This is a genomic window from Psychrobacter sp. (assembly GCF_018260395.1).
Classification (GTDB): domain Bacteria; phylum Pseudomonadota; class Gammaproteobacteria; order Pseudomonadales; family Moraxellaceae; genus Psychrobacter.
In genome coordinates this window covers 1-13,831 of sequence record NZ_JAGLBC010000055.1, presented here as the reverse complement: position 1 = coordinate 13,831, position 13,831 = coordinate 1, and the positions used below count along the sequence as shown (strand labels likewise).

General features: G+C 40.0%; 8 protein-coding genes and 1 tRNA gene. All 9 read right to left on the bottom strand.

Translation table 11 applies throughout. From position 1 onward, the window contains the following. Positions 1–127: 127 nt before the first annotated feature. Positions 128–4,357, bottom strand: a complete 4,230-nt coding sequence (gene rpoC, locus QZ265_RS05905; RefSeq protein ID WP_296404336.1) for a DNA-directed RNA polymerase subunit beta' — start codon at positions 4,355–4,357, stop codon at positions 128–130. Positions 4,358–4,532: 175 nt separating this feature from the next. Beyond that, on the bottom strand, positions 4,533–8,651 hold the full coding sequence (rpoB, locus tag QZ265_RS05900) for a DNA-directed RNA polymerase subunit beta (protein WP_296404334.1): 4,119 nt from the start codon (positions 8,649–8,651) through the stop codon (positions 4,533–4,535). A 701-nt stretch (positions 8,652–9,352) separates the two neighbouring features. Next, complete coding sequence (rplL, locus tag QZ265_RS05895; RefSeq protein ID WP_296404331.1) at positions 9,353–9,730, bottom strand: 50S ribosomal protein L7/L12; 378 nt, start codon at positions 9,728–9,730, stop codon at positions 9,353–9,355. A 147-nt stretch (positions 9,731–9,877) separates the two neighbouring features. Further along, positions 9,878–10,405: a 50S ribosomal protein L10 gene (rplJ, locus tag QZ265_RS05890; RefSeq protein WP_296404330.1), complete on the bottom strand. Its 528-nt coding sequence runs from the start codon at positions 10,403–10,405 to the stop codon at positions 9,878–9,880. A gap of 499 nt (positions 10,406–10,904) precedes the next feature. Next, positions 10,905–11,606 (bottom strand): 50S ribosomal protein L1, encoded by a 702-nt coding sequence (rplA, locus tag QZ265_RS05885; protein ID WP_296404328.1) that lies wholly within the window; start codon positions 11,604–11,606, stop codon positions 10,905–10,907. Then, entirely contained in the window at positions 11,607–12,038 is a 432-nt protein-coding gene (rplK, locus tag QZ265_RS05880) for a 50S ribosomal protein L11 (protein ID WP_296404326.1), read from the bottom strand. It abuts the gene before it with no gap. Between the two features lie 127 nt (positions 12,039–12,165). Further along, complete coding sequence (gene nusG, locus QZ265_RS05875) at positions 12,166–12,696, bottom strand: transcription termination/antitermination protein NusG (RefSeq protein WP_011961254.1); 531 nt, start codon at positions 12,694–12,696, stop codon at positions 12,166–12,168. Between the two features lie 165 nt (positions 12,697–12,861). After that, on the bottom strand, positions 12,862–13,338 hold the full coding sequence (gene secE, locus QZ265_RS05870; RefSeq protein ID WP_296404323.1) for a preprotein translocase subunit SecE: 477 nt from the start codon (positions 13,336–13,338) through the stop codon (positions 12,862–12,864). Positions 13,339–13,438: 100 nt separating this feature from the next. Continuing rightward, positions 13,439–13,514, bottom strand: a tRNA-Trp gene (locus QZ265_RS05865). Between the last annotated feature and the right edge of the window lie 317 nt (positions 13,515–13,831).

Genomic DNA, 13,831 nt, shown 5'->3' with positions numbered 1-13,831 from the left:
TGCTAAATAAGCACTTAATTTTTTATAAGCCCATTATATATGATGATTTATTAAATAAAAAAATCCGGCACGAATGCCGGATTTTGTAATTGAGTTTTTATACTTTAAACAGATTGGCTATTAAAACTTACTGGCCTGGTTTATCTTGACTAAGCTCTTGAGCAAAGGCTTCATCAAAGCTTCTAAAGTCTTGAGCGCTACTGTTGGCTTCTAAGTCAAAAGCAGCATCTAAGGCGCTTTCTACATCATAAGCAGGGTTACCTTCTTTGGCTTTCTTACGAGCCGCATGATAAGCAAGACCAGTACCAGCTGGAATCAAGCGACCAACAACCACGTTCTCTTTAAGACCACGTAAGTCGTCAACTTTACCAGTTACGGCAGCAGCCGTTAATACACGGGTAGTTTCTTGGAACGAAGCTGCTGAGATGAAGCTTTCAGTGGCCAAGCTGGCTTTGGTTATACCTAGTAATTGACGCTCAAACTGCACAGGGAATTTATCTTCAGCTAGCAGTTTTTCGTTCAATGCTTTCACATCAGCATATTCAACTTGATCGCCCTTGAAGTAGTTAGAATCACCTGCATCAGTAACTTCAACTTTACGCAACATTTGACGAATAATAACCTCAATGTGCTTATCGTTGATTTTAACACCTTGTAGACGGTATACCTCTTGTACTTCATCAACGATATAATTTGCCAGAGCAGTTTCGCCTTGTAAGCGTAAGATGTCATGCGGATTCAATGGACCATCTGCAATAACCTCACCACGGGCAACGGTTTCATTTTCGAATACGTTGATTTGACGCCATTTTGGAATCAGCTCTTCATGCACTTCACCCTCTTCATTGGTGATAATAAAGCGGTTTTTACCTTTGGTTGAAGTACCAAAACTAACCACACCAGACATTTCTGCCATAATAGCGTGATCTTTTGGACGACGTGCTTCAAATAAGTCAGCAACACGTGGTAAACCACCGGTAATATCTTTAGTACCAGAAGTCGCTTGTGGTACACGACCTAATACTGAACCAGCAGTTACTTCTTCACCATCAGAGACACGGATAATGGTTTCAGCGGGTAAGAAGTAAACCACCTCTTTACCTGCTGTTGTATCTAGAATAATAGCTGGGCGTAAGTCTTTTGAGTTACTTGGGCGGTCTTTTGAACCAAGAATTTCGAATGAACTCATACCGGTTGCTTCATCAATCTTAACCGTGGCAGTTGAGCCATCGATAATATCGCTAAAGCGTGCTTTACCCGCGAACTCAGTTATGATTGGGTGAGTGTGTGGATCCCATTTAGCAATTGCCTGTCCGCTTTCTACTTCATCGCCATCTTTTACTAATACGCTAGAGCCGTAAGGTACTTTATAACGCTCACGCTCACGACCTACATCATCAGCAATACCAATTTCTGCAGAACGAGACACAATAACCAAGTGACCGTCTACGTGCTCAACCGTCTTCATATTGTGGAAACGAATGAAACCATTGTTACGTGCAGAGATGCTATTGTCTACTGAGGTTGAACTCGCTGCACCACCAACGTGGAATGTACGCATTGTTAACTGAGTACCAGGCTCACCAATTGACTGAGCGGCCATAACCCCTACAGACTCACCAATGTTAACTTTGTGACCACGGGCTAGGTCACGACCATAACACTGAGCACAAACACCATGTGGGACGTTACAAGTAATCACTGAACGTACCCATACTTCATCGATACCGTTATTATCGATTAGCTGTACGCCTTGCTCATCAATTAAGCTACCAGCTGCTAAAACAACTTCATCTTCACGGTTAATAATATCTGTTGCAACCACACGCCCAAGTACACGATCACCTAGCTTCTCGATGATCTCGCCACCTTGGATATGCGGTGTCATGCGAACACCTTTTTCAGTACCACAATCGTCTTCTGTGATAACCAAATCTTGCGCCACGTCTACTAGACGACGAGTTAAGTAACCTGAGTTAGCGGTCTTCAATGCGGTATCGGCTAGACCTTTACGAGCACCGTGAGTAGAGATAAAGTACTGAAGTACAGATAGACCTTCACGGAAGTTTGCTTTAATGGGGGTCTCAATGATTGAACCATCTGGTTTAGCCATTAGACCACGCATACCAGCTAACTGACGAATCTGCGCCGCACTACCACGAGCACCAGAGTCTGACATGATAAAGATAGAGTTAAAAGATTTTTGCTCTACTTCTTCACCTTGTGCATTGATAACTTTATCAGTTGATAAGTTATCCATCATCGCTTTAGCAACTTTGTCATTGGTACGTGACCAAATATCGACAACTTTATTATAACGCTCACCAGCGGTTACGAAACCTTGTTCAAACTGTTGTTCGATTTCACGTACTTCAGCGTCTGCCGCTTCAATAAGCTCTTTCTTCTTAGGTGGTATAACCATATCTTCGATACCGATAGATACACCTGATAGCGTTGCTTGAGCAAAACCTAGGTACATCAATTGGTCAGCAAAGATAACACTGTCTTTTACACCGCGAGTACGGTAGCAAGAGTTCATTAATTTTGAGATATTTTTCTTAGTCATCTCAACGTTACACTCTTCGAAACGCATACCTTTAGGCATCACATTCCAGATAAGTAAACGACCTGCCACCGTGTCTTGAAGTGTGGTTTGTTTGGTAGAGTTACCTTCTTCATCAAAAATAGTTTCGGTAACTCGAACTTTTATTTTAGCGTTTACATGTAGGTCATTAGAACCAATCGCGCGTAAAGCTTCATTAACCGTAGCGAAGATCATACCTTCACCTTTGGCATTGATAGCGGAGCGACTAATATAGTACAGACCCAGTACAACGTCTTGTGAAGGAACAATAATCGGATCACCGTTAGCTGGTGATAAGATGTTATTGGTTGACATCATCAAAGTACGTGCTTCTAACTGAGCTTCAAGCGTTAATGGCACGTGTACTGCCATTTGGTCGCCATCGAAGTCTGCGTTAAATGCGGTACAAACTAAAGGATGAAGCTGAATGGCTTTACCTTCAATAAGTACTGGTTCGAACGCTTGTAGACCCAATCTGTGAAGTGTTGGCGCACGGTTTAATAATACTGGATGCTCACGAATGACCATGGCCAGCATATCCCAAACTTGTGGCTCTTCACGCTCTACCATTTTTTTAGCTTGCTTAATGGTAGTTGCCATACCGTGTGACAGTAATTTTGAATAAGTAAATGGCTTGAATAATTCTAGCGCCATTTTCTTGGGTAGACCACACTGATGTAGACGTAAAGTAGGCCCTACAACAATTACTGAACGGCCTGAATAATCAACACGCTTACCTAGTAAGTTTTGACGGAAACGACCTTGCTTACCTTTAATCATATCAGCAAGCGATTTCAATGGACGCTTGTTACTACCAGTAATAGCACGACCACGACGGCCGTTGTCTAACAGTGCATCTACAGATTCTTGTAACATACGTTTTTCGTTACGCACAATAATGTCTGGCGCATTCAGCTCTAAAAGACGCTTTAAACGATTGTTACGGTTAATCACACGGCGGTATAAATCGTTTAGATCGGAAGTCGCAAAACGTCCGCCTTCTAGTGGTACTAGAGGACGTAAATCTGGTGGTAATACTGGTAAGATGCTCATTACCATCCACTCAGGCTTATTATTAGAATCACGGAATGCTTCTAATAATTTAAGACGCTTCGACATTTTCTTTAGTTTGGTTTCAGAACCAGTATTAGGAATCGCTTCACGTAGATCATCAATCTCTAAATCGATGTCAATGTCTTTTAATAGGTCTTGAACCGCTTCAGCACCCATTTTAGCGATAAATTCATCACCAAATTCTTCTAATGCTTTGTAATAATCTTCATCATCGAGCAATTGATACTTCTCTAAAGAAGTCATGCCTGGATCTGTTACCACATAGCTTTCAAAATACAATACGCGCTCGATATCACGTAGTGTCATATCAAGTAATAAACCGATGCGGCTTGGTAATGATTTTAAAAACCAAATGTGAGCTACAGGACTGGCAAGATCAATGTGACCCATACGGTCACGACGAACTTTGGCGGTAGTTACTTCTACGCCACATTTTTCACAAATTACGCCTTGGAATTTACGGCGCTTGTACTTACCACATAGACATTCAAAGTCTTTTACCGGACCAAATATTTTGGCACAGAATAGACCATCACGCTCAGGTTTGAAGGTACGATAGTTAATGGTTTCTGGTTTTTTTACTTCGCCATGTGACCATGACTTAATAGTCTCAGGAGCAGCCAAGGTAATCTGAATGCTATCAAATTCACGTTTGCCATTGTCGGCAGGGCTTTTCATAATATCGAGTAAATCTTTCAAGTTGCTTCTCCGTTGTATGTGTTCACAGTATCTAGGTCATATTAATAGTTGAATAATGACGCTAATATACCGTTTGAAGGCAATGAATTAGGCTGAGTTAAAGGGCGAAGACTAATAGAATAATTGCAGGTCGCTTATTAGATTAAATCTGCGCCCCGCAATTACCCTATCGACTTTAGTTGCTTTCTTTAAGCTCAATATTAATACCCAGTGACTTAATCTCTTTGGTCAGTACGTTAAACGATTCAGGCATACCTGGATCCATATACTGTTCACCATCGACGATGTTCTTATACATACGTGTACGACCTTCAACATCATCTGATTTCACTGTTAGCATCTCTTGCAAGGTATAAGTTGCACCGTATGCTTCAAGAGCCCAAACTTCCATCTCACCAAAACGCTGACCACCAAACTGTGCTTTACCACCTAATGGTTGCTGTGTTACTAATGAGTATGAACCCGTTGAACGAGCATGCATCTTATCATCCACCAAGTGGTTCAGTTTCAGCATATACATGTAGCCAACGGTTACAGGACGGTCGAATTTCTGTCCAGTACGACCATCATACAAAGTCTGCTGACCTGAGCTTGGAAAACCTGCAAGTTGTAATAATTCGTCAATCTGAACCTCACGTGCGCCGTCAAATACAGCGGTACCCATTGGCACACCCTCACGTAAGTTTTGAGCCAATGCCATAATATCTTCATCACTCAAACTGTCTAGATCAACTTGCTCGCCGCCCACTTTATTATAAATCTTATCTAAGAAATCACGTAATTCAGTAACAGCAGCTTGCGCTTTTAACATGCCATTAATCTTGTCACCAAGACCTTTAGCCGCCATACCCAAATGCGTCTCAAGAACCTGACCGATGTTCATACGAGATGGTACGCCTAGTGGGTTCAATACGATGTCTACTGGGTTACCATTTTCATCGTAAGGCATATCTTCAACTGGCATAATGCGAGAAACCACACCTTTGTTACCATGACGTCCGGCCATTTTATCACCAGGCTGAATGCGACGTTTTACGGCTAGATAAACCTTAACAATCTTTTGAACGCCATGTTGTAAGTCGTCGCCAGCTGTGAGCTTACGTTTTTTCTCAGCAAATTTAGTATCGATATCTTTTTGCTTATCGATTAAAAACTCTTGAATTTGAGTCAAACGTTCAGCAATCTCTTCTTCGACTGGTTGGATGTCTAATAAAGTTTCTAAAGACATTTCTAATAGCTCAGACTCAGCCATTACGGTGCCTGATTTAAGACCAGCACCACCACTAATAGCCTTACCATCTAATAAATGACTAATACGGCTACGAGCTGCTTCTTCAAAGATGCGTAGCTCTTCTTTTAAATCTTTGCGGTAATTATCTAACTGAGACTTCTCAATGGCTTTAGCACGAGCATCTTTTTCTACACCATCACGGGTAAAGACTTGAACATCAATAACCGTACCTTTGGTAGACGTTGGTACACGTAAAGAAGTGTCTTTAACATCCGCCGCTTTTTCACCGAAAATAGCTCTTAGTAGTTTCTCTTCTGGCGTTAATTGTGTTTCGCCTTTAGGCGTTACTTTACCTACTAGAATATCGCCTGCATCTACTTCAGCACCGATATAGACAATACCAGACTCATCAAGCGCAGATAGTGCTGCTTCACCAACGTTTGGAATATCGGCAGTAATTTCTTCAGTACCTAATTTAGTATCACGTGCCACACAGGTTAATTCTTGAATGTGGATAGTTGTGAAACGGTCTTCTTTAACCACACGCTCAGACAATAAGATTGAGTCTTCAAAGTTATAACCATTCCATGGCATAAACGCCACACGCATGTTTTGACCCAATGCCAACTCACCTAAGTCAGTTGAAGGACCATCTGCCAAGATATCGCCGGTTGCAATTTGGTCGCCTTGGTTAACAATAATACGTTGGTTAATACAAGTATTCTGGTTTGAGCGGGTATACTTGATTAAATTATAAATATCGATACCGGCTTCACCAGCACCCATCTCATCTTCATTCACACGCACAACAATACGAGAGGCATCAACGTCTTCAATCACACCACCACGTTTGGCGATCACACAAACACCAGAGTCACGGGCTACGTGACGCTCCATACCTGTACCGACTAAAGGCTTATCTGCACGTAGGGTTGGTACGGCCTGACGTTGCATGTTCGAGCCCATCAAGGCGCGGTTAGCATCATCATGCTCAAGGAATGGAATCAAACTTGCCGCTATTGAAACAACTTGGCTTGGTGATACGTCCATATGCGTTACTTTATCGCTAGGCATGCGTACCGATTCACCACCGCTACGTACCATTACCATCTCTTCAGCGAATGCACCATTCTCATCTACTTCAGAGTCAGCCTGAGCAATTACGGTGCCTACTTCTTCAATGGCCGATAAATATTCGATATCATCTGTAACTTTACCGTCTACAACTTTACGATATGGCGTTTCGAGAAAGCCAAACTCATTGGTTTTAGCAAATGTTGCTAATGAGTTAATTAGACCGATGTTTGGTCCTTCTGGCGTTTCAATTGGACACACACGACCATAGTGAGTGTTATGAACGTCACGTACTTCAAATCCTGCACGCTCACGAGTTAAACCGCCTGGGCCTAAAGCTGAGATACGACGCTTGTGGGTAATCTCAGACAATGGGTTATTTTGGTCCATAAACTGAGACAATTGACTTGAGCCAAAGAACTCTTTCACTGCAGCCGCTACCGGCTTAGAGTTAATCAAATCTTGTGGTGACAAGTTGTCTGATTCTGCAGAACTCAAGCGCTCTTTTACCGCACGCTCAACTCGCACCAAACCTACGCGAAACTGATTTTCTGCCATTTCGCCAACTGAACGAATACGACGGTTACCCAAATGGTCAATATCATCCACTTCGCCAATACCATTACGGATATTAATCAACTCTTTTAAAACATCAATGATGTCTTCTTTGGTTAATACGCTTTGTTCACGCTTAATATCTGGATCGTCTGTGTTCTCAAAAGTACGGCCCAAGCGACGGTTGAACTTCATACGACCAACATTTGATAAGTCATAACGATCCGCATTAAAGAACATGCTCTCGAATAACTTTTCAGCTGTATCGATTGTTGGTGGCTCACCTGGACGCATTACTTTATAGATTTCTATTAACGCCTCTTCACGACTACCTGTGCTATCAGCACGTAAGGTATCAGCAATATAGGTACCGTGATCAATGTCGTTAGTAAATAAAATCTTAAATTCTTTAATAGAGTCACTGGCTTCAAACGCACTTAATTTAACCAATAATTCATGGTCAATTAAAGTGTTTGCTTTGGCAATGACTTCATCATTTACTATAATATCTTCAGCTAAAATACGCTCATATAAGTATTCATCTGGAACAGCAAGTTGCTTCATACCAGATTGTTCGATCTGACGAATACGGCGTGCGTTGATACGTTTACCTTGCTCGACCAGTACTTCACCTTCTGGAGAAACAATATCAAATTGAGCCATTTCGCCACGCAGACGATCTGCAACTAAGTCAATCTCAAACTGCTCTTCGCCTTTATATACCGTTACTTTCTCGAAAAAAGTGTCTAAGATTTCGGTGGTATCCATGCCTAACGCACGAAGAATAATAGTACCTAGCAATTTACGACGACGGTCAATACGAGCGAATACTAAATCTTTTGCATCAAATTCAAAGTCTAACCATGACCCACGATAAGGAATGATACGGGCGTTATAAAGTACCTTACCACTTGAATGTGACTTACCTTTATCATGATCAAAGAATACACCTGGTGAACGATGTAATTGAGAAACGATAACACGCTCAGTACCATTGATAATAAAGGTACCATTATTAGTCATTAATGGGATTTCACCCATGTATACGTTTTGCTCACGGATATCTTTAATAGCCGCTTTACTATTCTTATCTTTGCTATCTTTATCTTTGATAATCAAGCGAATTTTGACGCGTAGGGGTGCTGCAAAAGTAGAACCACGAGAAATACACTCGCGTTCATCGAACTCTGGTGCACCTAAGTAGTACTCAACAAATTGAAGCTCGGCGTTATTTGAATTACTTTCGATTGGGAAAATAGATGAAAATGCAGCTTGTAGGCCAGTATTCTCACGCGCTTTAGGCTTTTTATTTTCCTGCAAAAATTGCTCATAGGAATCCACTTGAATTGCCAACAGATATGGAATATCCATTACATGTGGCAACTCGGCAAAACTTTTGCGAATACGTTTTTTTTCAGTATAGGAATATGCCATCGAGAGTCCTTACAGTAGACAGTAAAATAAAAATGATTCATTTTTAAAAATTGAGATCAGTAATTAACTGGAACACTCAAATTCTAAATAGGAATCATCAGATTGAAACAGTGAGAATGACCTTTGATAAATGCCTGTTGTACTATCATTCATGACGTTTTAGCTCAACATTTTAACTAAATATTAGAGTGTCGACGCCGCCAAACCCATTACAAACGTTTATAGCTAATGGTTCTTTGTGTTTTAATGAAAACGAATTAGTTCAAAAAAGTTATAAATTTAGGTTAAAAGATGCCAAATGACAGATGCAAAAAAACCCCAAGCACGAGCGTACCTAGGTCTAAATAAAAAGGATAGAAGCTAAAGATGTTTTAAACATGCAAATTGTCTGTCCCTTGGTCTGTATTAATCGCTAAACGTTCGTTAAGCTGATATTCTTTAAATATTAACGTGACGCTTGCCAACCATTTAGGCTAATACAAAAGGTCAAGTGCGAGAGTATACAATAACTAATTAAAAAAAGCAAATCAATACCCTAATTTGCAAAACCCTTAAACTCTAAAATTGATGAGTGTAAACTATTCATCTATACACTTTATATCTAAAAACAAAAAAGCCAACAATGCAAAAAACATTGTTGGCTTTATGATTATATGAAATAAAATCCTCACATAATCAGTTAAGCTTTAGATAAATATCTATTACTTAAGTTCTACAGTAGCACCAGCTTCTTCAAGCTTTTTCTTAAGCTCTTCTGCTTCTGCTTTATTAGCGCCTTCTTTAATTGGAGCTGGAGCGCCTTCAACTAATTCTTTAGCTTCTTTCAAGCCAAGACCAGTAGCTTCACGAACGGCTTTAATTACGCCAACTTTCTTGTCGCCGAAGCTAGCAAGAATAACGTCAAACTCGTCTTTTTCTTCAGCAGCAGCAGCGCCACCAGCAGCAGCAGCAGCAGCAGGTGCAGCAGCAGCAGCAGCTGTTACGCCGAATTTTACTTCCATATCACTGATTAAGCCAACGATATCCATTACTGACATTTCAGCGATTGCGTTTAACACATCTTCTCTTGATAGTGCCATGGGATTTCTCCATATTCTGATAAATTTAAAGGTTTAGTTAAGATCAATACAGTTTGATTACGCCAATAAACGGTTACGCCAATAAACGATAGTCATGATGTATTGATCGAAAAAAGCTTGTTTGCCTAATTATATATACAATATAAATTAAGCGGCTTCTTTTGCGTCTTTTACTGCTGCAACAGTACGTACAAACTTGCCTGGTACTTCTTTCATAGTACGTGCAAGCTTGGTTACTGGTGCTTTCATTGTTGCCATCAAGATAGATAGTGCTTCGTCGCGTGTTGGAAGCTTAGCTACGCGCTCAAGTTCCTCAGGACCAAACAACTCACCACCAACTGATACAAGCTTCGCTTCTAAAGCTTTATGTTCTTTACTGAACTCAAAAATAACTCGAGCAGCTGAACCTAAATCTTCAGTAGAAAAAGCCAATAACAATGGGCCGACCATCTTATCTGACATGCACTCAAAGCTAGTTCCTTCAAAAGCACGCTTTGCTAACGTGTTTTTAACTACTTTAAGTACAACACCTTTCTCACGAGCTTTATTACGTAACTCAGTTAACTGACCTACTTCAAGACCGTGATAATCAGCAGCAACTGCTGAATAAGCATTTGCAGCAACTACAGACACTTCAGCCACAACTTTTTGTTTCTGTTCTAGCGTTAATGCCATGAGTTGACTCCTTAATCTCATCAACATTGCCGAAGCAATTTTGAATTGACGTTTCTATTACTAAAGTTTAAATACTGGTTTAATCGTAGATAAACCACTTTTTAACCAGCGACTTTAATAACGCTGAATACGGCACCTTTATCAGAATGAATAAGAAACTAAATTAATAAAACAATCTAATTCCCATGATCAAACTTTTTTGGTCACCGTCTGCGTAGGCTAATGCTAAGTCAAACCTAACTATAGTAAGTTGAGTAAATAAACTATATATAATTAAACTAGCGTCGACATTAATTAACAGTATAAACGCAGTGTTCCATACGAAACGAAACACCACTACACCTACCTACGGTCTTAGACAGCATAGCTTTGGCTAAGCTGACCTAATTTTTTAATACTTTAAATTGGGTGGTATTTGGAGTAAATAAAATAGACTCCAAACTATCACTAAATAACCAACTATTTAAATGATATAATCTAGTAATAGCAAATATCGAAATTACTTTGCAATACGGTAAGGCATTGGATCTAAAGTGATACCAGGACCCATTGTGCTTGATAGAGTAATTTTTTTGATATAAATACCTTTAGAAGTAGCAGGCTTAGCACGACGAATGTCTGATAATAAAGCCTGAACGTTCTGCTGGATTTGATCAAGAGTAAACCCAACTTGACCAATTGTAGTATGGATAATACCTGCTTTGTCTACACGATAAGTCGCCTGACCCGCTTTAGCGTTAGCCACAGCTTCTGCAACATTTGGTGTAACCGTACCCACTTTTGGGTTAGGCATTAAACCACGTGGACCTAGAATAGTACCTAGTTGACCCACTACACGCATAGCGTCTGGTGCTGCAATAACAACATCAAAGTCAAGATTACCGGCTTTAACTTGGTCAGCTAGATCGTCCATACCAACTACGTCAGCACCAGCTTCTTTAGCAGCTTCAGCAGCAGCGCCTTGGGCAAATACAGCGATACGTTTAGTTTTACCCGTACCTGCAGGTAGGTTTGTTGCACCACGTACTACTTGATCAGATTTACGTGGATCTACACCTAGGTTGATAGCGATATCAACAGACTCTTTAAACTTAAGCGTTGGTAGGTCGTTAAGAATGCTTACCGCTTCTTCAAGAGTGTATAACTTTTCGTTTTCTACACGCTCAGCGATTAATTTTTGACGTTTCGTAAGTTTACTCATTTACACACCCTCCACTTCGATGCCCATTGAACGTGCAGTACCAGCGATGGTACGTACAGCAGCGTCCATGTCAGCAGCAGTCAAATCAGCATTTTTGGTTTGCACGATTTCTTCTAGCTGTGCACGAGTAACTTTACCTACTTTAGTAGTATTTGGAACACCAGAACCTTTAGCGATGCCCGCAGCTTTACGTAGCAAGAAGGCAGCAGGTGGTGACTTCATGATAAATGTAAAAGATTTATCAGCATATACTGTAATTTCAGTAGGAATAGGCAGACCTGGTTCCATACTTGCAGTTGCCGCATTGAACTCTTTACAGAATGCCATGATGTTCACACCTTTTTGACCAAGTGCAGGTCCAATTGGTGGTGAAGGGTTTGCTTTGCCAGCAGGCACTTGTAGTTTGATGTAACCATCAATCTTCTTAGCCATGATATGTCTCCGTTACGGGTAATAACGCTTATTGCCTTTACTTACCAATATATTAATTAAACTGATAAGCTAAGGCATCCGCTCCCCGGTGGTTTAATATTTAGTAATATTTAATAAGACTAAGCAATTAACTTAGCTTTTCAACTTTACTAAACTCTAATTCGACCTGAGTTGGTCTGTTAAATACATTAACGGTTAATTGCAGTTTAGACTTTTCATAGTCAACTTTCTCAACCAAACCTTTAAAATCTGTAAATGGTCCGTCGATAACAAGAACTTCTTCACCTGGTTCAAATAAGGTCTTAGGACGGGGTGCTTCTTCACTTTGTTTCAGACGATTCAAAATACGATCGGCTTCGACTTTAGTAATTGGTGCTGGATTTTCTGGCGTACCACCAATGAATCCCGTAATACGAGGACAATCATTCACAATATGCCAAGTATCATCATTCATTTCCATTTCTACTAATACATAGCCTGGAAAGAATTTACGTTCACTTTTACGCTTTTTGCCGTCCTTCATTTCGACGACTTCTTCAGTAGGGACTAAAACTTCACCGAATTTATCAGCGAACTCACTACGATTGATACGATCCGTCAAGTAGCGTTGGACCTGCTTTTCATAGCCTGAAAATGCTTGCACAATATACCAGCGCATATGTTTCTCCATGACGTCAATCAAACGATTGCTGATTAAAAAAACAGGCTGTATGACCTATATAACCTACAAAGAGCGTAGAATTATATAAAAGCCCAGCCCTGATAGTGCTTATGTACTTATAATCTATTAAATTCTCTAAAACTACTTTAACGCTATACCGATCTAGCCAATAAAGATACCAACCAACCAAGTAAATAAGTTATCTAACAACCAAACAATGATTGCAACGATACCAATTACTAACAAGCTTTGCCAAGTATATTGAATGGTTTCATTTTTAGAAGGCCAAGTAACTCGGCGTAATTCAATACTGGCATCTTTAAGTAAAACCTTAAAACTACGACCTTGATTGGTTAGAGCCAAACAAATAATAGCTAAGATAATTAAAGCAGCAATAATACCAATACGTGTTACTAAATCATTAGCGGGTTGCCAAATTCCTGGAAGCTTATAGTTTACCAAGGTGGCAGCAATTAAGGCCGCTAATGCTATTCCCCAAAGTGCCATGTCTTTCGGCGATCGGGTTTTTGCAACTTCTACTGCACTTTTACCTGACAAGTCTCTGCTTAACGTATTATGAGCGCCCTGCTTAGCGTCAGATACCTTTCTTTCTAGGTTATCATCTTGTTGATTGCTCATAGTTGAATTGCCTTACGACGTAGACGATAGAGTTAAAGCCGCCTATCTGTATGGTAAAAGAAGAGTACTGGACCAATTAAGCTTACATGTAGAAAAAATATGGCAGGCGATGTAGGAATCGAACCTACGACCCTCGGTTTTGGAAACCGATGCTCTACCAACTGAGCTAACCGCCTTTAGAGGCTGACTATTATACAAGTTTTTAAATTGAATGCAAGCGCTCAATTTAATTACTTAATAATTCAAAGTTTTAAATTATTTGATCAATGACAATATATGTCACAAATGCCAATAAAAAATTTACTTTTATGCTTTATTACTTATGCTTTAGGACTAGGACTTAACACTATACCTTAACAATGACCTATACTTATTAAAATTACACAGTGTTAAAAATTCAAGTAAGTGATTATAAGTCTCATACAAATTTTATTCAATAAAAAACCGTCTTAAATAAGACGGTTTTTTGATTTACAGTAGAATGAGTTTATAA

Coding starts and splice junctions, on each gene's coding strand:
- rpoB (WP_296404334.1), bottom strand. CDS start 8,651: ATGGCATATTCCTATACTGAAAAAAAACGTATTCGCAAAAGTTTTGCC.
- rplL (WP_296404331.1), bottom strand. CDS start 9,730: ATGGCACTATCAAGAGAAGATGTGTTAAACGCAATCGCTGAAATGTCA.
- secE (WP_296404323.1), bottom strand. CDS start 13,338: ATGAGCAATCAACAAGATGATAACCTAGAAAGAAAGGTATCTGACGCT.
- nusG (WP_011961254.1), bottom strand. CDS start 12,696: ATGCGCTGGTATATTGTGCAAGCATTTTCAGGCTATGAAAAGCAGGTC.
- rplJ (WP_296404330.1), bottom strand. CDS start 10,405: ATGGCATTAACGCTAGAACAGAAACAAAAAGTTGTGGCTGAAGTGTCT.
- rplK (WP_296404326.1), bottom strand. CDS start 12,038: ATGGCTAAGAAGATTGATGGTTACATCAAACTACAAGTGCCTGCTGGC.
- rplA (WP_296404328.1), bottom strand. CDS start 11,606: ATGAGTAAACTTACGAAACGTCAAAAATTAATCGCTGAGCGTGTAGAA.